The sequence below is a fragment of the Modestobacter sp. KNN46-3 genome, from assembly GCF_011039295.1.
In genome coordinates, this window is sequence record NZ_JAAKGN010000019.1 from 25,157 (window position 1) to 45,883 (window position 20,727).

Below are 20,727 nucleotides of genomic sequence, written 5' to 3' on the forward strand. Positions count from 1 at the left end.
TCGCCGGGCTCAGCCCCGGGCCTGACCGTCCGGCGGGTGCTCGGCGCGCCAGGTGTCGAAGGTGCTGAGGAAGGACTCGGCCATCCGCTGCTCGGTGACCAGCAGGTCGCGGTCCCGGTCGTCGACCATCCGCTGGCTCAGCGCCATGGTGTTGAACCGGATGGCGCGGAAGTAGGGGATGAAGGAGCTGGCCTTGAACGCGCGCTTGGACGGCTGCGCGGCCACGCCCTCCGGGGCCCAGGGCGCCGGTTCGGGGAGCGCGGGCAGCCCGAGCGCCTCGATGGCGGTGAGCACCGGCTCGTCGTCGGTGCGGTCGGTGAAGTCCCGGGACAGCTCCCGGAACACCTCTCGGCCGTCCGGGGCCACGGCGACGACGACCGGCCGGAAGATCGACGCCTCGGTGTCCCAGGCGTCCAGCGGCTGGGCGAGCCGGGTGCCGTCGGGGTCGCTGGCCCACCGGAAGGGCAGGTGCCAGGTGTGGTCCATGGCGAGCTGGACCTCGGGCGGGTCGACCGAGGCGAGCACCACCTCGGCGCCGGCTGCGGAGATACGGGGCAGGGACTGGGCCAGACGGACCGCCTGGGCGCAGCAGTAGGGCTACCAGTCGCCGCGCAGGCCGACGAGGAGGAGCGCGGCGCGCTCGTCGGTGCGCAGGGCGAGGAGGTCGCTGGTGGTCATCACCCCACGCTAGGTGCGCCGGAGGCGGCCCGCCGGTCGACGGCGCGGGGCAGGGTGCGCCCGCGCCACCGCAGCGAGCCCCGCCGGTGACCGGCCACCGAGCGGGCGACCAGCACGTCGAGCAGCACGATCGACACCGGGTGCGCCAGCGAGTCCGGCCAGATCCGGCCCCCCGTGCGCGTCGCGACCACGGCCCGGTTCGCCACTCCTGCGGCGTAGCCGACCAGGCCGGCCCGGGAGCCGGTCAGGGCGGCCAGCGGCGGGAGCAGCCAGACGGCGCTGAGCCCGGCCGCCACCCCGGCGGCCGCGGCCGGGTGACCGCCGACCGCCGACCACAGCGACTTCGTGTAGCCGTCCCGGACGCCGGGCCAGCCGTCGTACATCCGGCAGGCGGCCAGCGTCGAACCGTCGACGACGACGCCACGGCCCCCGGCGGCCTTGACCGCACGCAGCAGCGCGACGTCCTCGATCACCTCACCGCGCACGGCCGCGTGCCCGCCGGCCCGGTCGTAGGCGGCCCGGCGGACCACCAGGAACTGGCCGTTGGCCGCCGCCAGCGACGGCCGCGGTGACCGCTCGGCCAGCCGCAGCGGCAGCAGGGTGGCCCACAGCCACTGCTGCAGCGGCTGGACCAGGCGCTCGGCCGCGCTGCCGGTGAGCTGCCGCGGCCAGGGGGAGACCAGGTCGAGTGCGGACTCGTCGAGCACGGCGACCGCCGAGGCGATCGCGTCGGGCATCAGCCGGACGTCGGCGTCCAGGAACACCAACACGTCGTCGGGGCTGGCCTGGTCGATGGCGGCGGCGCCCTGGGCGCAGGCGTTCGGCTTGCCGAGCCAGCCCGGGCCGGGCGGCGTTGCGGGCAGCAACGCGACCCGGGCGTCGGGCACCCCCATCACCCGCTCGGCGGTGCCGTCGGTGGAGCCGTCGTCGACGACCACGACCCGCAGGTCGGGCACCCCGCGCTGGTCGAGCACCGCGGCCAGACAGCCCTCGATCTGGTCGGCCTCGTCCCGGGCCGGGACCACCACGGTCACCCGGCGGGGAACCGGCCCGGGCACGGCCGGCGGCCGGCGGAGGAGCCGGCTGTTCAGCGCCGCGTGGAGTGCGGCGACCACCGAGAGCCCGGCGCACACCCGCAGGAGCCGGCGCCAGGCCGTGGTCACCGGCGCCCCCGCCGCGCCTGGACGACGAGGACGGTCAGCACCGGCAGTGTCAGGACGACGCCCCAGACCGCGGACCCCGGGAGGTCGAGCCAGACGGCGTGCGCAAGCGCACCGCCCAGCACCATCCAGCCCAGCGTCAGCAGCGGCGCGGTGTCCCCGATCCGGGGCAGCCGGCTGGTGCGCTCGACGAGCACGTCGAGCAGGGCCATCAGCACCAGGCCGGCCAGCAGCCAGCCGGCGAGGTTGGTGAGCGGCACGGTGGGGATGCCCGGCAGGCCAGATTCGGGGTGCGCCCAGCGCCAGTAACCGGCCTGCACCAGTTGCGGGTCGAGCACGACGTCCCAGGCGGCGAAGACGTAGGCCGCCACCGCCACCCGGGCGGCCCGGCGCCGGGCGGGGCGCACCCGCGCGGTCAGCCGGGCGGCGAGCACCCAGCTCGGCCACGCCATCATCAGCCAGGCCAGCGGCACCAGGAAGGGCACCCCGAGCAGGGTCGGGCCGAGCAGGTCGCTGTAGCGGTACTCGCCGTACGGGAACCCGGTGCGCAGCCCGAGCGCCTCGAACAGCACCGCGACGACGCCCACGACGACCAGCACCGCGGCCCCGGTGCGCACGCCGCGGCTGACCGCGGCGTGGCTGACCGAGACCGCCGAGCCCAGCAGCACGATCGCCCAGCTGACCGTGTCCCGGCCGGCCCCGCTGCTCAGCGGGTAGGCGATCGCGGCGCCCAGCAACGCGACGGTGAGCGCGAGTGGCAGCCACGGCAGCGGCGCCGGCTCGGTGCCCGGGCGGCGGGTGGCCAGCGTGCCGGTCACCGCGACGTCCTGCGGGACAGCAGGCGGCCGGCCCGCCCGGTCAACTCCGCCCGCAGCCGGGCCGCCGGCCGGCGGTCGGCGAGCACCACCCGGGCCGCAGTGCGCCCGGAGTTGCCCGAGACCCCGCCACCGGGGTGCGTGGAGGCGCCGGTGAGGTACAGCCCGCCCAGGCCCGGCACCCGGTGGCCGGACAGCGCCGGGGTCGGCCGGAAAGCGAACATGCTGGCCAGGCTCATCTCCACGTGCATGACGTTGCCACGGAGCAGGGACAGTTCCTGCTCCAGCTTCAGCGGGGTCTGGACGTACAGCCGCTGTACCGAGTCGGCGAAGCCGGGTGCGTAGCGGTCGACCGCGGCGATCAGCTGCTGAGCGGCCCGGTCGGCGATGTCGTCCCAGTCCGACCCGTCGGCGAGCTCGTAGGGGTACCACTGCCCCCAGATGGTGACCACGTGCTGGCCGGCCGGAGCCAGCGTCGGGTCGCTCGCGGAGAACGACATGGCCAGCGGCACCGGCTCCCGGGGCAGCTCCCCGGCCAGCCAGTCGCCGTGCGCCCGGGCCAGCTGGGCGCGGTCGGTGCAGAGCAGCTGCAGCCCCTGCAGCGCCTCCTCGCCCGCGCCGGGGTAGCTCGGCAGGGCGTCGGTCTGCGCGCGCAGCACCAGGCCGAAGCCGTTGCCCAGCGGCGGGTCGGCCTCGGCCAGCGCGGGCGGGGCGTCGTCGCCGGCCAGCGCCTTGGTGGCCAGCACGTGGCAGGCGGCGACGACCACCGGTGCGGTGATCCGCCGTCCGGAGACCGTCTGCACCCCGGTGACCCGCCGGTCCTCGGGCGGCCCGTCGACGAGCAGTCGGGCCGCGCCGTCCCCGAGGGTGACCCGGCCGCCGTCGCTGGCCAGCCGGGCCGCCAGTGCCTGGGTGAGCCCGCCCGACCCGCCGACCGGGTGACCGGGCGGGACGTCGTGCAGCAGCGCCACCCAGCCGACCATCGCCGCCGTGCCGGGCTCGGACATGGGCGGGCCGGACTGGGCGCCGAACCAGGCCAGCGCCGCCTTGAGCCGTTCGCTGGTGAACCAGCGGTCGAGCAGGGCGTCGCCGGAGCCGAGGAAGTCGGTGGCGATCTCGCCGCCCGGGGTCCGGGGCTGACCCCGCCGCGGGGCGCCGACCGGCCACAGGTGCCGGACCAGCCGGGTCATCGCCGGCCGGTCGCCGAACGCCTTGACGACGGCGGCGCTGCGCGGGCACCACACCTCGACGAACCGGCGGTAGGCCGCGGCGTCAGCGTCTCCGCAAGCGGCGGCGATGGAGGCGCAGGTGGCGTCGAGGTCGACGGAGAAGACCAGCGGCCGACCGTCGGGACCGGGGTCGCCAGGCACCGGTGCGGGCGCGAAGCCCCACGGGTCGCAGTCGACGTAGCGCAGGCCGAAGCGCTCGAGCTCCAGCTCCTCGACCACCCCGCTGTGCCGGATGATCACGTGCGCGCTGGACCCCCGGTCGACCCGGACACCGGGCCAGCGCTCCACGGTGGAGACCGCCCCGCCGAGGACCTCGTCGGACTCCACCACCTCCACCCGCAGCCCCTCCCGGGCCAGGTGGCAGGCGGCCACCAGGCCGTTGTGCCCGGAGCCGATGACGACGACATCGGCAGTCGTGTCGGCCGTGCGGGTGTCTGAGCTGCGGGTGTCGGGGGCGCTGGCGACGGGGATCAGCTCTTCTCGGCCGGGGGGGCCAGCGGCAGGCGCGCGCCCAGGATGGCGAAGGGGCGGGCGTCGCCGGGGAAGTGGTAGCCGCGGGCCAGGTCGACGAACCCGTCGGCGTGGTAAAGCCGGAAGGCCTTGGTGTCGGTGTCCGGGGTGCTCAGCAGGGCGGCCGGCTGGGGGAGGTCGGCCAGCAGCGCGTGCAGCAGCTGCCGGCCCAGGCCCTGGCTCTGCCGGTCGGGGTGCACGTGCAGCTCGCAGACCTCGAATGCGCCGGGCAGCCACTGCTTCGCCGTCCGCCGGTCCAGGGCGTTGCGGACCTGGTCGTGCCACCACTGGCCGGGAGCGACGACGTAGCCGTAGCCGAAGCCGACCAGCTGCTCACCGACCGTGCCGTCGCCCCGGGGGGCCTCGACGAAGGCGCCCACCGCACGGAAGCCCTCTCGCTCGGTGTGCTGGACGGCGTAGCCGTAACGCCCGGCGACGACGGAGTCGCCGTAGCCCATCGCCGCTCCGTAGATCGCCAGCGCCTCGTGCAGGTGCTCGCGCATCCAGCCGGCGGGCAGCTCGGTGATCCGGGTGGCGGGAGTGGTGCCGGTCATCAGGGGGTCTCCTCGTCGGCGGCGGCCGGGGAGGGCCCTGGGCCGACCTCCGCGGGGGTACCGGCGGTGAGCTGCAACAGCTCGTCGTAACTGGTGGGGAAGACGGTGTGCGGGTGCCCGGCGGCCGCCCACACCCGGGCGTACCGGGCGAGCTCCACGTCGACCAGGGTGCCGATCGGCTCCGGGTGGCCGACCGGGGCCACCCCGCCGATGGCCTGGCCGGTGTGCCGGCGGACGAACTCGGGGGTGGCCCGGGTGATCCGCGGGAGGCCGAGCAGGTCGGCGACCAGCGCCTCGTCGACCCGGTGGGCGCCGCTGGTGAGGACGAGCAGCGGGAGGTCGCCGGCATCGAACACCAGGCTGTTGGCGATCGCACCGACCTCGACGCCGAGCTGGGCGGCCGCGGCGGCGGCCGTGCGGGCGCTGTCGGGCAGCACGCGCACCTCACCGGTGACGCCGGCGGTGCGCAGCACCTGCTCGACCTCGGCGACCCGGGGGTGGTGCGGGGTCTCCGCAGCGGTCATGCCAGCGATCCTCCCACCGGCCCCGGGGCCCTGCGCCACCCGGGACGTGCGGTCGGGCGCCGGCCGCAGACGGCCGTCGCCCGGGGTCGCGGCGACCCACGAGTCGGGCTCGAGGGTGTGTCGCTGCCCTGAGTGCAGTCGCTGTAACGACACGGATGACGACACGCCTGTTCGGCTTGACCGCCCCGACCGGGTCCGGTCTACTCATCGGTGTTCGAACACCTGTTCGAACACCGGCGACCCGTTCGCCGGCCCGGGCCGTCACGTCCTCCCCGACGTGCGCTTCCCCGCCGGGCCGGAGGGCGGGGCAGCCGGGAGGGGCGAAGAGTTGCGGAGTCTGACATGAGCCGAGTGCTCGCCGGGGCCGGTGGCCGGGTCGGTGAAGAGGTGCAGGTCGAGCAGGGGCCGTCGGGGCCGGCCGAGTTCTGGCGAGGGCAGACCCGGTACGTGGTGGGGGAGCTGCTCGACTCGTGGGTGGAGACCGCACCGTGGTGGCAGACCGATGTCGCCGGCCGGGGTGGGGCGTCGGCCGAGCTGGTCGCCACCCGGCAGGTCTGGCGGGTCGAGGCGGTCCGCGCAGGCCGGTCCCGGATGAGCTTCGCCGGGGTCTTCGACCTGTCCTGGGAGCCGACGGGCAACCAGTGGCTGCTCGTCCGGGTGCACGACTGATGGGCGCCGCCCGGGCCCTCCCGGCCGCCGCCGACGGGCAGCTCCCGTTGCTCCCGCCGCTGCCCGCGGCCGCCGCCCAGCTGCTCGGTCAGGCCCATCGAGGGCTGGCCGAGGCCGCCAGCAGCCCCGACCCGGCCTGGCGGTACGCGACCGCACACCTGGCCGCGCTGCGCGCCGCGGCGGCCGTGCTGGCCGCCCGCACCCAGCCCGAGGCCGGGCGGCGCCGGCCGCGCAGCGCCTGGGTGCTGATCGGTCAGGTCGCCCCCGAGCTGTCGGAGTGGGCGGCGTTCTTCGCCGCCGGGGCGGCCAAGCGCGCCGCCGCCGAGGCAGGGCTCTCGCACGCCGTCACCGCACGGGAGGCCGACGACCTGGTCCGGGACGTCGGCACGTTCCTCGGCGTCGTCGAGACCACGATCAGCCGCCCGGTGCCACCGCCGCCCGCGCGCCTGCGGGCGGTCGACCCCGGCTCGCGCCGGCGCGGTCCGGGCCACCCCGGCTCCGGCGCTGGTCCCGACCGCGCCTCCGACACTGCCTCGTGAGCGACCCCTTCGTCCACCTGCACGTCGCGTCGGGGTACTCGATGCGGCACGGCGCCAACCACCCGGCCGACCTGGTCGCCCGCGCGGCCGAGCACGGCATGGGGGCCCTGGCCCTGACCGACCGCGACGGCCTGTACGGCGCGGTCAAGTTCGCCCTGGCCTGCCGGTCGACGGGCATCCGGCCGCTGTTCGGCGTCGACCTCGCCATCGACCCCGTCGCCGGCGGCGAGCCGGGTGACCAGACCCCCGGGCGGATCACCGCCGCGGCCCGGCACCGGGCCGCCCACCCCGCCGGCCGGCGCGCCCCGGCCCGCGGCGGGGCCAGTGTCGACCCGCGGCTGCCCCGGGTCACCTTCCTCGCCCGCGACGGCGCGGGCTGGCGCTCGCTGTGCCGGCTGACCAGCGCCACCCACCTCGGCGGCACCCGCGGCGAGCCGGTCAGCTCGCTGACGCTGGCCGGTGCGCACTCAGCCGGGCTGCTGGCGGTGCTGGGGCCGGGGTCCTCGGTCGGCCGCGCGCTGGCCGCCGGCCGGGCCGACCTGGCGCACGCCCGGCTGGCCACCTGGCGATCGGTGTTCGGGCCCGGCCAGCTCGTGCTCGAGGTCGTGCACCACCGCGGCCAAGGCGACCGGTCCCGCGCCCAGGCGATGCTGCGGCTGGCCGCCGAGGCCGGGGTGCCGGCGGTGCTGACCAACGCGGTCCGTTACGTCGACGCCCTCGACGCCCCGACCGCCGACGTGCTGGACGCCGCCCGCCGGCTGGTGCCGCTGGGCCAGCGGCACGTCGACCGGCGCACCGCCGAGGGGCACCTGAAGTCGGGCAAGGAGATGGCACTGCTCGCCGAGGAGCTGGCCGGGCCCGACCGGGACGCCGCACTGCACCTGCTGGAGACCACCGCCCGGGTCGCCGAGCAGTGTGCGGTCGACGTCCGGGCCGACCTCGGCATCGGCACCGTGCGCTACCCCGAGCTCGACGTGGTCACCAGCGCGGCCGAGCGCGGGATGGGCCCGTCGGCGGTGCTGCGGGCCCGCTGCGAGGCCGGGTTCGGCCGGCGCGGGATGACGCCGTCGGCCGTGGTGCGCGAGCGGCTGGAGGAGGAGCTGGCGGTCATCGACTCCCTCGGCTACCCCTCCTACTTCCTCACCGTCGCCGACGTGGTCACCCTGATCAAGGAGCTGCGGGTCCGCGCTGCGGCCCGCGGCTCGGGCGCCGGCAGCCTGGTCACCTACCTGCTGGGCATCTCCGACGTCGACCCGATCCGGTACGGGCTGCTGATGGAGCGCTTCCTCTACCCGTTGCGGCACCAGCTGCCCGACATCGACATCGACGTGGAGTCCGCCCGCCGGATGGAGGTCTACGACGCGGTGATCGAGCGCTTCGGCTCCTCCCGGGTCAGCTGCATCTCGATGATGGACACCTACCGGGTGCGGCACGCGGTCCGTGACGTCGGCGCCGCCCTCGGGCTGCCGCCGGCGGAGGTCGACGCGGTGGCCAAGGCGTTCCCGCACATCCGGGCCAACCAGGTGCACGCGGCGCTGCGCGACCTCCCGGAGCTGCGGGCCAGCCGGCTGGGGTCGCGACGGAGCGGTGGCTCGGGCGACCTGGACCTGCTCTTCGACCTGGTCGCCCGGCTCGACGGGCTGCCCCGGCACATCGCCCTGCACCCGTGCGGTGTGCTGCTCTCCGACGCCACCCTGCTCGACCGCACACCGGTGGAGAGCAGCTACCTGGGCTACCCGATGAGCCAGTTCGACAAGGACGACGTCGAGGAGCTGGGGCTGCTCAAGCTGGACCTGCTCGGCATCCGGATGCAGTCGGCGATCGCGCACGCGATGGACGAGGTGGCCCGGGTCGACGGGCAGCAGGTCGAGATCGACGCCGTCCCGCGCGACGACCCGACGACGTTCGAGCTGATCCGCAGCACCCGCACCCTGGGCATGTTCCAGATCGAGTCACCGGGTCAGCGCGAGCTGGTCGGCAAGTTCGGTCCGCAGACCTTCGAGGACCTCATCGTCGACATCTCGCTGTTCCGCCCGGGGCCGGTGAAGAGCGACATGGTCACCCCGTTCCTGATGGCCCGGAACGGCTGGCGCGACCCGGTCTACCCGCACCCGGCGCTGGTCCCGGCGCTGGAGCAGACCGCCGGGGTGGTGGTCTTCCACGAGCAGGTGCTGCAGATCGTGTCGGTGATGACCGGCTGCGACCTGGCCGAGGCCGACGAGGTGCGCCGCGCACTGGGGGAGAAGGACGCCCACCCGGAGGTCAAGGCCTGGTTCGCGCCGCGGGCGCTGGCGGAGGGCTTCGACGTCGCGGTGGTCGAGCAGGTGTGGGAGGTGCTGGTCGCCTTCGGCTCCTTCGGCTTCTGCAAGGCCCACGCCGCGGCGTTCGCGCTGCCGACCTACCAGTCGGCCTGGCTGAAGACCCACCACACCGCGGCCTTCCTGGCCGGGGTGCTCACCCACGACCCCGGGATGTACCCCAAGCGGCTGATCCTCGACGACGCCCGCAACTTCGGGGTGCAGGTGCTCGGCCTGGACGTCAACGCCTCGGCCGGCACTTACCGGGTCGAGCGGGTCGACGGTGGAGCGGATGGCGGGGCGGACGACGGTGCCCAGCTGCGTCCCCGGCCGGCGTGGATGCCGGCGGCGATGCCCGACCCGGGGCGGTACGGCATCCGGCTGTCGCTGGCCGACGTCAAGGGGATCGACGCCGAGGAGGTCACCCGAATCCAGGCCGGGCAGCCCTACCGGTCGCTGACCGACTTCTGGAACCGGGCCCGGGTGTCCCGGCCGGTGGTGGAGCGGCTGGTGCTGGCCGGCGGCTTCGACTCCGTCTACGGGTTCGGGGTGCGCGACAGCGAGGGCGGCCGGCCGGCGCGGCGGCGCCAGCAGCTGACCCGCCGTGACCTGTTGCTGCAGATCGGGGAGCTGGACCGCTGGAGCCGCAGCGGCGCGAAGGCCGCCGGCACCGGCCAGCTGGGGCTGGACCTGTTCGGCGCCGAGGCGTCCGGCGAGACCGAGCCCGGGCTGTTCGACGTCGAGACCCCCGCGGAGGACGCCGGCGGTCAGCCGGAGTTCGTCGCCTCCGGGCTGCCGGAGTTCACCGACGCCGAGCGGGTGCGGGCCGAGCTGGAGGTGCTGGGGCTGGACGCCAGCCGGCACGTCGTCGAGTTCTACCGGCCGTTCCTGGCCGCCCTCGGTGCGGTGCCGGCGGCGGAGCTGCTGCAGTGCCGCAGCGGGGCGGAGGTGCTGGTGGCCGGGGTGAAGGTGGCCACCCAGACCCCACCGATCCGGTCCGGCCGCCGGGTGGTGTTCGTGACCCTGGACGACGGCACTGGCTGCGCGGACGCGACCTTCTTCGAGGACGTGCAGGGTCCCTACGCCGCCACGGTCTTCCACTCCTGGCTGCTGGTGGTCCGCGGGGTGATGCGGCGCACCGGGCCGCGCGGGGTCTCGATGCGGGCCACCGGGGCCTGGGAGCTGCCCGCGCTGCACGAGGCCTGGGAGACCGGCGGGCTGGCGGCGGTCGCCGAGTTGATGGCCGCGCCGGGGGAGTACACCGAGCAGGCGATCGCCGGGGCAGCGGCGTCCCGGGCGTCCCGGCCGGTGGTGGTGCGGCCGGTGCTGGTGCACCCGACCGGGTTCCGGATGTCGCCCTACGCCGACATCAAGCCGGCCGGCGAGGACGCCGCGACCGCAGCCCGCCGCGCGGCAGCAGCACCGCCGCGCAAGCTCTGGCACTCCAGCCCCGGCAGCTCGGGCCACTGAGCGGGGCACGGTCGGACTCGCCGGCGTGCAACGCCGTGGTCCCCGGCCGTTCGCCCGATGGACCTCGGGGCGGCGCGTGGCGGCTGCCCGGCCGGGTAGCACAGCCCCACGTCGGGTGCAGTGCCCGGCAGGCTCCGTCAACGAGAGGCAGTCCCATGCCCGAGGTCCCGCAGCCCGTCACCGACAACACCATCAAGGTCCGCCAGCTGAGCCACTACCAGTTCAGCTGGACGGCCGGGGAGCCGGGGAAGCCCGGCACGTACACGTTGCAGCTCGTGCTCGACCAGGGCGCCTGGGAAGAGGTCCTCACCCTCGACCCGGACGACGCGGACAACCTGCAGGACCTGCTGACCAACACCGAGACGGTCCACTACGACGTCGAACGGCGCGTGCTCCTGTTCGGGGTCACCGAGACCGGCAGCTGATCTCCGAGGGCGCCCACCCGCGATCCAGCCGGGTGGGCGCCCTCCCCCGGAGCCAGGTCGCGTCCAGCGGCTGCGCTGATCTGTGCGGGCGCACGGCAGAAGATGGCGCACCGTGTGCGCCGCGGCGGCACCGGTCCGGGCCGGGTGGTCCGCCACTAGGCTCGGCTGGGTGACGACCTCCCCGGCCACCGCCGCGCAGGCCCCGGCCCGAACCGCGGCGATCTGGGCAGCGCTCGACCCGCTGGTCGCGGCCGGCGCCCCGCTGCAGGTGCTCGACCTCGGCGGCGGCAGCGGGATGTTCGCCGTCCCGCTCGCCGCCCTCGGCCACCAGGTCACCGTCGTCGACCCCAGCGCGGACGCACTGGCCACCCTGCACCGCCGGGCCGCCACCGCCGGTGCGGGCGACCGGGTCCGGGGCGTCCAGGGCGACGGCGACCGGATGCTCACCGCCCTCCCGTCCGGAGCCCTCTTCGACCTGGTGCTGTGCCACTTCGTGCTCGAGGTCGTCGACGAGCCGGCCAGCACCCTCCAGCAGCTCGCCAGCGCCCTCCGCCCCGGCGGCCAGCTCTCCCTCGCCGTGGCCAACCGGGCCGGCGCCGTCCTCGGGCGGGCGATCAGCGGTCACCCCGTCGAGGCGCGCGCCCTGCTCGCCGACCGCGACCCGGCCCCCGCCCGCAGCGCCCCCGCCCACCGGCGGTTCGACCCTGCGGAGCTGCTCGCGCTGCTCACCGGCGCCGGGCTGGAGCCCGGGGAGTGGCACGGTGTCGCCGTCGTCGCCGACCTGCTGGGCGCCTCCTCCGGGGCCGACCCCGACGCGCTGCGCGCCCTGGAGCTGGCGCTGGCCGGCGTCTCCCCCTACCGGGACGTCGCCACCGGCCTGCACGTCCTCGCCACCCGCCCGACCGCCGGCTGACCCGCGGGATGAGCCTGCCCGAGGGCCTCCGGCTCCCGCCCTACGGCAGCGCCACCCTCGCCGACGTGCTGCCCGGCGCCGCCACCGCCCTCGGCGTCCCGGTGCGCCGCGGCGGCCTCCCCGCCGACCCGCTCGACCTGACCCCCGCCGTGGCCGGCGCCCGCCGGGTCGCCGTCCTGCTGGTCGACGGCCTGGGCGCCGAGCTGGTCGCCGCCCACCCGCGCCAGGCGCCGGTGCTCAACGCGCTCGGCAGCCCCGCCGGCACGCTGTCCGCGCCCTGCCCGAGCACCACCCCGGTCAGCCTCGTCAGCCTGGGCACCGGCCTGCCGCCGGGCAGCCACGGGGTGCTCGGCTTCGTCACCGAGGTGCCCGGCGAGGGCCGCACCCTCAACCACGTCCACTGGGCCGACGACCCCGACCCACTGCAGTGGCAGGCCCAGCCGACCGTCTTCGAGCAGGCCACCGCCGCCGGCGTCTCCTGCACCGTCGTCGCCCCGCACGCCTTCGCCGGCTCCGGCCTCACCCGCGCCGCCTACCGCGGAGCCGACTACGCCAGCGCCGTCAGCCACGGTGACCTCGTCGCCGGGATGCACGCCGCGCTGCGCACCGGGGAGCGCAGCCTGGTCTACGGCTACACCGCCGAGCTCGACCTGACCGGGCACGTCCGCGGCGTCGACTCGCCCCACTGGCGCGCCCAGCTCGGCATCGTCGACCGGTTGGTCGAGCAGCTGGTCGAGGGGCTGCCCGAGGACGCCGTGCTGCTGGTGACCGCCGACCACGGCATGGTCGACGTCCCCGACTGCACCCGGCTCGACATCGGGGCGGAGCCCGCGCTCACCGACGGCGTCCGGCTGCTCGCCGGCGAACCGCGAGCCCGCTACGTGCACGCCGAGCCCGGGGCTGTCGACGACGTGCTCGCCGCCTGGCGGGCGGTGCTCGGGGACCGCGCCTGGGTGGTCAGCCGGGCGGAGGCGGTCGACAGCGGCGTCTTCGGGGAGGTCCAGGAGCAGCTGGCCGACCGGATCGGCGACGTCGTCGCGCTGGCCCGGGGCAGTTGGGCGTTCACCGACGTCCAGCAGGACCCGTTCGGGTCGATGCTGGCCGCTTACCACGGCTCGCTCACCCCGGCGGAGCTGGCGATCCCGCTGCTGGCCGCCCGCGGTCGCGCGCTGGGCTGAGCGCCGTGGGCTGGGCTGAGCGCCGTGGACCTCAGGCCGGGTGCAGGGCCAGCGGGTGCCAGGTGCGCCAGTGGCCCGGCTGCGGGGCGGCGCAGGTCAGCCGGTGCGACTCCGCGGACAGCCGGCTCTCCACGCTGACCACGACGTCGCCGTCCGGCCCGGCCAGGGTCACCTCGAACCGCTCGATCCCGGGCGCCGGCGACGGCAACCCGCGCACCCGCCGCGGCGGCAGGTCGCCCACCCCGAACAGGCCGAGCTCCCCGCGGGCGTGGTGCTGCGCCGCCTGGGCGGCCGGCGCGAGCCCGGCCCGCCCGCGCAGGAACGCCCAGGCCACCTGGCCGGCGGAATGCGCATCGAGCAGCACCTGGCCGTCCCCGGGCACCTGCCCGTAGACCAGCCCCCAGGGCAGGACGACGACGTTGGCGGCGAACCGGTCACCGCCGAGGTGGCTGGTCTCCCAGACGTCGGCGGCCGCCCCGGCGGCGGGCAGCGCCCGGGCCAGCGGCCGGCCGCGGACGGCGCAGCAGACGTCGTGCGCGCCGTGCGTGCAGACCAGGTAGGTCGGCACCTGCGTCGGCTCGCCGATCGAGCCGTCCCAGGGGAGCTGGAGCAGCTCGGCGTCATCGGCCCGGGTCGACCACCGGACGGTCTCCCGACCCGGGGTGGTGTCGGCGACCGCCCAGCGGCGACCGGCGTCCGACAGCCGCTCACCGGGCCGGCGCACCAGCTGGATCCGCATGCCCAGCTCGCGGGCCCGGGCCGCCAGCCGGGAGGCGACCCGCCGGTCGAACCGGGACTCCAGCAGGGCGTCCCGCCCCCACGGGCCGGGCTGCTCGACCAGCAGCCAGCGACGGGCCGGTGGTGCGGTGGCGACGGGGGAGTCCCCGCGCAGCAGCGCCTGCACCGAGCAGCGGGCCGGGTCCAGCCGGCCGGCCGGGGTCGACCGGGGCGCGGGGGACCCCGGGTCGGGGTGGACCGGGCCGGTCGGCTCAGGCCCCACCGGTGTCGCCACGGCCCCCATCGTGCCCGGCGCCGGCTGCCGGTGCCCCGGCGCGGGCGTCCGGGACGATCGCGATCGCCTCGGTGACCAGCCGGCGGGCCAGGGTGAGCTGGTCGGCGGCGTCCAGCCCGGGCAGGTCACCGACCTTCAGCTCGCCCGCGGCGAGCAGCGCGGCCAGGGCCGGGTGGGTGTCGGCCGGCAGGTCGTGGGTGCGGCGGCCGGCGACCAGCGCCACCCGTCCGCCGTCCGGGTCGCGCAGCTGCAGGCGCAACAGCGGTCGCACCTGCAGCACGGTGTCGGCCGACAGCGCCGCGACCGCACCGGACTGGGCCAGCGGGGACACCGGGGCCGGCCGCACCTGCGCCCAGGTGCGGGCCCGCAGCGCGTCGGCCACGGCCGCCGGGTCGACCTCGCCGAGCCAGCGCTGCAGCCCGGAGAGCACCGCGGCGACGTCCTCGGTCGTGGCCGACGGGTCGGCCAGGTCGACGCCGAGCGGCAGGGAGCCGCGCAGCGCGGGGTCCTCGGCGGCCAGGGTGCGCACCAGGTCCAGGGCGGACTCCACGGCGCCCCAGCGGGTCACCGAGTGCACGCCGACGGTCAGGTGCGCGCTGATCTCCCCGAGCGCGACCGCTGAGTGCAGGTAGCCGCGGGGGAGGTAGAGGGCATCGCCGGGACGCAGCACCGCGTCGATCACCGGGGGGCGCTGCGCGGCGGCGGCGACCTCGGCGGCGCGGTCGGTCCACGGGTGGGTGCGCAGCGGGTCGGTGAGCACCGGCTCGTGGATCGTCCAGTGCTTCTCGCCGGCGACCTGCAGCACGAACACGTCGTGCACGTCGTAGTGCGGGGAGAACCCGCGCGAGGACGGCGGGGTGATGTACGCGTTGACCTGCGTGGGGTGCCCGAGGTCGGCGGCGAGCTGGCCGGCGAACTCGATCAGCGGCGGCCACAACCGGTGCAGGCCCTGCAGGACGACGGTGCTCCCGTCGGCGAACAGCCGCAGCACCGCGTCGGAGGAGACCTGGTCGGCCACCTCGGCGCCGGCGCCCTGGGGGCTGGTGAAGCGCTTGGTGTCGACGACGGCACCGTCCTTGGCGATGCGCAGGAACGGCGTGCGCAGGCCGCGGGTGCTCAGCAGCTCGTCGACCGCGGGCAGGTCGAGCAGGTCGGTGAACGTGCCGCCGAGCTCTGCGGCGGTGGAGAGCAGGGGCCAGCGGGACCAGTGCTCGGCGGCGAACACCTCCGGCTCCACCCGGATGCAGCGGCGCAGTGCGGGGCGGGTGGTGCCCCCGGCCCAGGACCGGGCGCCGTCCTCGGTGGAGGACGGCGCCCGGCCCGGCAGTTCAGGGTCGGACACCGTCAGGCCGAGCCGTCCGCGCCGCCGTCGTGCTGCCCGGGCGTGCCGCCGCCGGCACCCGAGTCGGCCGGGCCCTCGGCGCCACCGTCGGCGCCGCCATCAGCGCCACCGTCCGCGCCGCCATCCGCGCCGCCGTCGGCGCCACCGTCAGCGCCGCCGTCGGCGCCACCGTCAGCGCCGCCGTCGGCGCCACCGTCAGCACCGCCGTCGTGCTGGCCCGGCGTGCCCTCGGCACCGCCGTCGGCCGGTCCCTCTGTGCTGGTCATGTCGTCGTCGTCGAGCGCCATGGCTCCTCCGATCGTCGAGGTCGTGGTCACCGGTCGGGGACCACCTGGACCAGTTCTACCGCGATGATCGACTGCCCACACCTGCCCGGACCGGGCGTCCCGTCCCGGCTCCCGCGCCACCAGATGACGATCCGGTCACGATCCGGGGTGTCCGGTGCGAGTGATCGTGAGTGGGCATGTCACTGCCTGCAACACCTCAGACGACGCACGAGAGGAGACAGGTCATGACAGAGAGTCGTGCACGTACAGATGCCACCACCTCGGGTGCCACCACCCCGGGCAGCGACGCGACGCGGGAGGTGACGGCGGAGCCGACCGTCGGCGCGACCCGGGAGGTGCGGGCCGAGCCGATGGTCCGCGAGGTCGACCGGCGCGAGGAGCCGACGCACGTGTCGGTGGCCCCGCCGCGGCGTGACCGGGTCCGCTGGGGGCCGGTGTGGGCGGGCCTGCTCGTGGCCATCTCGTCCTTCGTCCTGTTCAACCTGATCACCTTCGCCCTCGGCTGGTGGGACATCGAGGGCGCCGGCGGCTCCAACGCCGACTGGATCAGCACGGCGATCCTGTGGGGCGCCTTCTTCCTCGGTGGGCTGACCGCGGCGGCCTCGGCGATCTGGCGCGGGGTCAGCGACGGCATCCTGCACGGCATCCTGGTGTGGGCGCTGGGCATGGCGACGTTCCTCGTGCTCAGCCTGCTCGGCGGCGGTGCGGTCCTGGGCGCGGTCGGTGACGCCATCGGCCAGCTCGGTGTGCTGCAGCAGAACAGCAACGCACCCGCGGCGCAGCTCGCCCCGGTCGTGGACAACGCCCAGTCGGTCGCCAGCTGGGCCGTCCTGGTGATGGGCGTGGGCATCATCCTGTCGGCGCTCGGTGGCGTCCTCGGGGCCAAGATGTGGCCGGCCAAGAAGGACGCCGAGGACGACCGGGTGACCACCACCCGCTGATCCGTCGCGACAGGCACCGGGACCGACCACGGTCCCCGCGCCTGACCCGCTATCGTCCCCGTGGGTCGAACACCTGTTCGACCCACGGGGACGCAGGGGGTGCAGTGACCAGGGACCGGGCTGCCGGCTGCACGGTGCTGCACGTCGACATGGACGCCTTCTTCGCCAGCGTCGAGGTGCGCCGGCACCCCGAGCTGGCCGGCACGCCGGTCATCGTCGGCGGGGTGGGCAACCGCGGGGTCGTCACCTCGGCCACCTACGAGGCCCGCCGGTACGGGGTGCACAGCGCCATGCCGACCTCCCGGGCTCTGCGCCTGTGCCCGACCGCGACCGTGCTCCCCGGCGACCTCGACCTCTACGCCGAGGTGTCCCGGTCGGTGATGGCGCTGTTCCGCTCCCTCACCCCGCTGGTCGAGCCGCTGAGCCTGGACGAGGCCTTCCTCGACGTCTCCGGCAGCGGCCGCCGGCTGGGCGACCCGGTCGCGATCGGGGAGTACATCCGCGCCCGGGTCTACGACGAGCAGGGGATCACCTGCTCGGTCGGGGTGGCCGGCAGCAAGTTCGTGGCCAAGCTGGCCTCCACCCGGGCCAAGCCCGACGGGCTGCTGGTCGTGCCACCGGCCGAGGTCATGGACTTCCTGCACCCGCTGCCGGTGGGCGCCCTGTGGGGCGTCGGTCCCAAGACCGAGGAGGTGCTGCTCCGGCTGGGTCTGCGGACCGTCGGCGACCTGGCGCACGTGCCGGCACGGACCCTGCAGCGGGCGGTGGGCCAGGCGGCCGGCAGCCACCTGCACGAGCTCGCCTGGGGGCGGGACCCCCGGCGGGTGGTCCCCGACGAGCCCGACCGGTCCACCGGCGCCGAGGAGACCTTCGGCACCGACGTCGACGACCCGCAGGTGATCCACCGGGAGCTGCTGCACCTGGCCGAGCGGACGGCGGGGCGCCTGCGCTCGACCGGTCACCTGGCCCGCACGGTGACCGTGAAGATCCGCTTCGCCGACTTCACCACGATCACCCGCTCCCGCACGCTGAAGGTCCCCACCGACGTGGGCCAGGAGCTGTACGACACCGCCCGCACGCTCTTCGACGCCCTGGGGCTGGACCGGGCGCGCATCCGGCTGGTCGGGGTGCGGGCCGAGGGGCTGGTGGAGGCCGAGGCGACCGCCCGGCAGCTCGAGCTGGGGGCTCGCGAGCACGGCCGGCGGGACGCCGAACTGGCCGCCGACCGGGCCGCCCGCCGCTTCGGGGCCGGTGCCGTCCGGCCGGCCACCCTGCTCGGTCGCCGGCAGGTCCCGGGCACCGGTCCGGTTGCGCGCGACCCGTCTCCGGGAACGCCCCGCTGAGCTGGCCGTCTGCCCGACGGGGACGCTGCGGGGTGCCGGCCGGGGCATCGCCGGGAGTGTCGACGGCGACTCGCCTTTCGCAGGCCGCAAACGGCTCGTATCCTCGGTGTCACCGCGGGCGGACTGCCGCCGGTGGTTTCTTGCACTTGTACCTGGAGGTCGACGTGCCGCTCTCCGAGCACGAGCAGCGTCTGCTGGAGCAGATCGAGCGCGCCCTCGTCGATGACGATCCGAAGTTCGCCTCGACCGTCCGTACCGGCGACCGGCGGCAGAAGGCCCGCCGCAAGCTCCAACTGGGCGCCGTCCTGGTGGTCGTCGGCCTGGCCGTCGTGGTCGGCGGGGTGGCCCTGCCCAACGTCATCGTCGGCGTGCTGGGCTTCCTGGTGGCCTTCGGAGGTGCCGTCCTCGGGGTCCTGAACTACAAGGCCGCGACCGGCGTCGTGCCGACCGACTCCGGCTCGGGCCCCGGGCGTCCGGCGGGCGGCGGCCGCGGTGGCAGCAGCAGCGCCAAGCCGCGCCGCCAGCCGCTGAAGGGCCGCCTCGAGGAGCGTTTCCGCCGCCGCTACGACCAGTAGCGCGCGCCGGCCCACCCGCTGAGCCAGCAGCCGCCGTCCCGTCCGGGACGGCGGCTGCTGGCCTCTCCGGGCGGTTCAGGCCTCGGTGGTCGCCGCCGTGTCGAACAGTGCGCTGACCGACTCCCCGTCGTGGATCCGCTGCACGGCCTGGGCGAGGGCGGGGGCCACCGACAGCACGGTCAGCTTCTCCGAGGCCCCGGCCGGCACCGGCACGGTGTTGGTGCAGACGATCTCCACGACGTCGGACTGGGCGCCGATCCGCTCCAGTGCACCGGCGGTGAACAGACCGTGCGTGCAGGCCACCCGGATCGTGCGGGCGCCGGCGTCCCGCAGCCGGTCGATGAGCTCCAGCACGGTGCTGCCCTTGGCGATCTCGTCGTCCAGCACGATGACGTCGCGATCGGCGACGTCCCCGATGATGGCGCTGATGCTGACCCGGTCGTCGGCGTACCGCTGCTTGGCGCCCGCCGCCACCGGCACCCCGAGCCGGCGGGCGAAGGCCGCGGCCTCCTTGGCGTTGCCCAGGTCGGGGGAGACGACGGTGGTGCGGGAGAGGTCCAGGGCCCGGAAGTGGTCGGCCAGCTCCCGCAGGGCGTGCAGGTGATCGACCGGCACGCTGAAGAAGCCGTGCACCTGCGGGGAGTGCAGCGTCATGGCCAGCACCCGGCTGGCCCCGGCGGCCACCATGAGGTCGGCGATCAGCCGGCCGCCGATGGAGATCCGGGGCGCGTCCTTCTTGTCCGACCGCGCGTAGGCGTAGTGCGGCATCACCACGGTGATCCGGGCCGCCGAGGCGCCGCGGGCCGCGTCGATCATCAGCAGCAGCTCGACCAGGTTCTCCTGCACCGGGGTCACCAGCGGCTGCACGAGGAAGACGTCGCGTTCGCGACAGTTGGCCTGCAGCTGGACCTCGAGGCAGTCGTTGGCGAACCGGGTCATCCGGACCGGCTGCAGCGGCACACCCAGCTGGGCGCACATCTCCGCGGCGAGTTCGGGGTGGGCACTGCCGGCGAAGACGGCGATCTCACGCAAGGGGCACTCCGCAGCTGGGGGGAGCCGGTGACGACGTCACCGACTCCGGCCACCGTAACCAGCTCCGGCGCCGCGGTCAGGCCGGGCGAGGTCGGCGGGGGGCCCGGGCGGCCGTCCACCGTGCGGCCGTCGCGAGCGTGGAGGCCGGCCACACCGCCGCCCGGATCCGCTGACCGCGGGAGGAGGACCGGAGCAACGCCCGCCGCACCGTCGTCAGCGCCTCGGTCAGCGTCGGGTCCGGGCCGGGCCGGGCCGCCGGCGGGCCGTACACCGAACGCTCCTGAGCCAGCGCCAGGGTCCGCACCGCCGGGACCGCGGCGGGGTCGGTGGCGGCGAGCCGCTGGGCCAACTCGAGGGCCAGCTGGCGTGCCGTCGACGTGCCGGGCAGCTCGACGCCCAGGTCGGTGGTGGTCGCCAGCAGCTCGTCCCACAGGGCGCCCGGCCGTCCGTCGGCCAGTCGGGCGGTGCGCTGACTGCGGCGGACGGCGAACGGCACCGCGGTCAGGGCGAGCACGACCAGCGTGCCCGCTGCCCCGAGCAGCCACGGCCTGAGCTGCTGCTGCGGTGCGGCCTGGGGCGCCAGCGGCGGCACGTACTGGTCGTCGCGGTCCAGCTCGGCGCTCGGCGCTGCCGGCAGCGGTGCGCCGACGTCCGGTGTGGCCGTGTCCGGGCTGTCGTCGTCGACCGTGTCGGTGCGGGGCGCCCAGGGGAGCTCCACGGCGCGGTCGGCGGCGATCGGGGTGGGGTCGAAGGGGATCCAGCCGATGCCGGCGAACCAGGCCTCGACCCAGGCGTGCGCGTCGTCGGTGGTGACCACCCGGTCGCCGTCCTCGCCGACCTGGCCGGGCGTGTAGCCCAGCACCACCCGGGCCGGCACCCCCGCTGCCCGGACCAGCACGGCCATCGCCCCGGCGTACTGCTCGCAGTAGCCGCGCTTGAGCCGGAGGAAGTCGGCGAGGTCGTCACCGGTGGTGCCCTGGCTGGTGGAGAGGCTGTAGGCGAAGCCGTTGGCCGGGTCGGTGAACAGCCCGAGCACGGCCCGGACCCGCTCGTAGGGCGACTGTGCCGGGTCGGTGAGCTGGTCGGCCAGGGCGGTGACGGCGGGGTCGAGCTCGGGCAGCGCCGTGTAGCGCTCCACGAGGGGGTCGCCCGGGGCCAGCGGCGCGGCGGCCAGCTCCGCCGTGCTCGGCCGCGGCTGCTGGGCGGTGAACCGGTAGGCCAGCCCCCCGGTGGT

At 75.9% G+C, this 20,727-nt stretch carries 19 protein-coding genes and 1 pseudogene; 9 read left to right on the forward strand and 11 right to left on the reverse strand.

Features of this window, described 5'->3' with window-relative positions; translation table 11 throughout:
- Positions 1 to 9 precede the first annotated feature (9 nt).
- The 6 genes and pseudogenes from G5C62_RS06895 to G5C62_RS06920 form a co-directional block, all read right to left on the reverse strand.
- Positions 10 to 585 (reverse strand): annotated as a pseudogene (locus G5C62_RS06895) (hypothetical protein); the annotation flags it as partial.
- 92 nt (positions 586 to 677) lie between these two features.
- Positions 678 to 1,841 (reverse strand): glycosyltransferase family 2 protein, encoded by a 1,164-nt coding sequence (locus tag G5C62_RS06900; protein WP_164700428.1) that lies wholly within the window; start codon positions 1,839 to 1,841, stop codon positions 678 to 680.
- Positions 1,838 to 2,656 (reverse strand): carotenoid biosynthesis protein, encoded by an 819-nt coding sequence (locus G5C62_RS06905; RefSeq protein WP_241175748.1) that lies wholly within the window; start codon positions 2,654 to 2,656, stop codon positions 1,838 to 1,840. Before G5C62_RS06905 ends, G5C62_RS06900 begins: the two co-directional genes overlap by 4 nt.
- Positions 2,653 to 4,356: an NAD(P)/FAD-dependent oxidoreductase gene (locus G5C62_RS06910; protein WP_346774114.1), complete on the reverse strand. Its 1,704-nt coding sequence runs from the start codon at positions 4,354 to 4,356 to the stop codon at positions 2,653 to 2,655. The genes G5C62_RS06905 and G5C62_RS06910 overlap by 4 nt, the downstream gene beginning before the upstream one ends.
- Positions 4,353 to 4,946 carry a GNAT family N-acetyltransferase gene (locus tag G5C62_RS06915; protein ID WP_206330506.1) on the reverse strand — a complete coding sequence of 198 codons (594 nt, stop codon included), beginning with the start codon at positions 4,944 to 4,946 and terminating at the stop codon, positions 4,353 to 4,355. Before G5C62_RS06915 ends, G5C62_RS06910 begins: the two co-directional genes overlap by 4 nt.
- Positions 4,946 to 5,470 (reverse strand): YbaK/EbsC family protein, encoded by a 525-nt coding sequence (locus G5C62_RS06920; protein WP_036336937.1) that lies wholly within the window; start codon positions 5,468 to 5,470, stop codon positions 4,946 to 4,948. Before G5C62_RS06920 ends, G5C62_RS06915 begins: the two co-directional genes overlap by 1 nt.
- A gap of 342 nt (positions 5,471 to 5,812) precedes the next feature.
- Here G5C62_RS06920 and G5C62_RS06925 point away from each other — a divergent pair, with 342 nt between their 5' ends.
- From G5C62_RS06925 to G5C62_RS06950, 6 genes are all read left to right on the forward strand, one after another.
- A complete protein-coding gene (locus G5C62_RS06925; RefSeq protein ID WP_164700429.1) occupies positions 5,813 to 6,139 on the forward strand; it encodes a DUF6504 family protein in 327 nt (108 codons plus the stop codon).
- Entirely contained in the window at positions 6,139 to 6,678 is a 540-nt protein-coding gene (locus G5C62_RS06930) for an SAV_6107 family HEPN domain-containing protein (RefSeq protein WP_164700430.1), read from the forward strand. Before G5C62_RS06925 ends, G5C62_RS06930 begins: the two co-directional genes overlap by 1 nt.
- The gene (locus tag G5C62_RS06935; RefSeq protein WP_164700431.1) at positions 6,675 to 10,445 is read left to right on the forward strand and encodes a DNA polymerase III subunit alpha; all 3,771 of its coding nucleotides are present in this window, start codon (positions 6,675 to 6,677) and stop codon (positions 10,443 to 10,445) included. The genes G5C62_RS06930 and G5C62_RS06935 overlap by 4 nt, the downstream gene beginning before the upstream one ends.
- Before the next feature lie 155 nt (positions 10,446 to 10,600).
- Complete coding sequence (locus G5C62_RS06940; RefSeq protein WP_164700432.1) at positions 10,601 to 10,870, forward strand: hypothetical protein; 270 nt, start codon at positions 10,601 to 10,603, stop codon at positions 10,868 to 10,870.
- Positions 10,871 to 11,039: 169 nt separating this feature from the next.
- Entirely contained in the window at positions 11,040 to 11,783 is a 744-nt protein-coding gene (locus G5C62_RS06945; protein WP_164700433.1) for a bifunctional 2-polyprenyl-6-hydroxyphenol methylase/3-demethylubiquinol 3-O-methyltransferase UbiG, read from the forward strand.
- Positions 11,784 to 11,791: 8 nt separating this feature from the next.
- Positions 11,792 to 12,961 (forward strand): alkaline phosphatase family protein, encoded by a 1,170-nt coding sequence (locus G5C62_RS06950; RefSeq protein WP_164700434.1) that lies wholly within the window; start codon positions 11,792 to 11,794, stop codon positions 12,959 to 12,961.
- A gap of 31 nt (positions 12,962 to 12,992) precedes the next feature.
- Here the strand turns inward: G5C62_RS06950 and G5C62_RS06955 are convergent, their stop codons facing one another.
- From G5C62_RS06955 to G5C62_RS06965, 3 genes are read right to left on the reverse strand one after another with little or no spacing between them, the layout of a single operon-like run.
- Positions 12,993 to 13,973, reverse strand: a complete 981-nt coding sequence (locus G5C62_RS06955; RefSeq protein ID WP_241175750.1) for a sucrase ferredoxin — start codon at positions 13,971 to 13,973, stop codon at positions 12,993 to 12,995.
- Positions 13,951 to 15,315 (reverse strand): cupin domain-containing protein, encoded by a 1,365-nt coding sequence (locus G5C62_RS06960; RefSeq protein WP_164700436.1) that lies wholly within the window; start codon positions 15,313 to 15,315, stop codon positions 13,951 to 13,953. Before G5C62_RS06960 ends, G5C62_RS06955 begins: the two co-directional genes overlap by 23 nt.
- Positions 15,316 to 15,317: 2 nt before the next feature.
- A complete protein-coding gene (locus G5C62_RS06965) occupies positions 15,318 to 15,632 on the reverse strand; it encodes a BatC protein (protein ID WP_241175751.1) in 315 nt (104 codons plus the stop codon).
- A gap of 194 nt (positions 15,633 to 15,826) precedes the next feature.
- On the opposite strand from G5C62_RS06965, the gene G5C62_RS06970 reads away from it, so the two are divergent.
- The 3 genes from G5C62_RS06970 to G5C62_RS06980 all read left to right on the forward strand — a co-directional run bounded on the left by G5C62_RS06970 (position 15,827) and on the right by G5C62_RS06980 (position 18,461).
- Complete coding sequence (locus G5C62_RS06970; RefSeq protein WP_164700437.1) at positions 15,827 to 16,543, forward strand: permease; 717 nt, start codon at positions 15,827 to 15,829, stop codon at positions 16,541 to 16,543.
- A gap of 104 nt (positions 16,544 to 16,647) precedes the next feature.
- Positions 16,648 to 17,886 carry a DNA polymerase IV gene (locus G5C62_RS06975; RefSeq protein ID WP_164700438.1) on the forward strand — a complete coding sequence of 413 codons (1,239 nt, stop codon included), beginning with the start codon at positions 16,648 to 16,650 and terminating at the stop codon, positions 17,884 to 17,886.
- Positions 17,887 to 18,026: 140 nt separating this feature from the next.
- Positions 18,027 to 18,461 (forward strand): DUF3040 domain-containing protein, encoded by a 435-nt coding sequence (locus tag G5C62_RS06980; protein ID WP_241175752.1) that lies wholly within the window; start codon positions 18,027 to 18,029, stop codon positions 18,459 to 18,461.
- 75 nt (positions 18,462 to 18,536) lie between these two features.
- Here the strand turns inward: G5C62_RS06980 and G5C62_RS06985 are convergent, their stop codons facing one another.
- The gene (locus tag G5C62_RS06985; protein WP_164700439.1) at positions 18,537 to 19,493 is read right to left on the reverse strand and encodes a ribose-phosphate pyrophosphokinase; all 957 of its coding nucleotides are present in this window, start codon (positions 19,491 to 19,493) and stop codon (positions 18,537 to 18,539) included.
- 76 nt (positions 19,494 to 19,569) lie between these two features.
- On the reverse strand, positions 19,570 to 20,727 hold a 1,158-nt coding region (locus G5C62_RS06990; RefSeq protein WP_277424760.1), incomplete at its 5' end, for a transglutaminase family protein.

Coding starts and splice junctions, on each gene's coding strand:
- G5C62_RS06915 (WP_206330506.1), bottom strand. CDS start 4,946: ATGACCGGCACCACTCCCGCCACCCGGATCACCGAGCTGCCCGCCGGC.
- G5C62_RS06920 (WP_036336937.1), bottom strand. CDS start 5,470: ATGACCGCTGCGGAGACCCCGCACCACCCCCGGGTCGCCGAGGTCGAG.
- G5C62_RS06925 (WP_164700429.1), top strand. CDS start 5,813: ATGAGCCGAGTGCTCGCCGGGGCCGGTGGCCGGGTCGGTGAAGAGGTG.
- G5C62_RS06930 (WP_164700430.1), top strand. CDS start 6,139: ATGGGCGCCGCCCGGGCCCTCCCGGCCGCCGCCGACGGGCAGCTCCCG.
- G5C62_RS06940 (WP_164700432.1), top strand. CDS start 10,601: ATGCCCGAGGTCCCGCAGCCCGTCACCGACAACACCATCAAGGTCCGC.
- G5C62_RS06950 (WP_164700434.1), top strand. CDS start 11,792: ATGAGCCTGCCCGAGGGCCTCCGGCTCCCGCCCTACGGCAGCGCCACC.
- G5C62_RS06970 (WP_164700437.1), top strand. CDS start 15,827: ATGACAGAGAGTCGTGCACGTACAGATGCCACCACCTCGGGTGCCACC.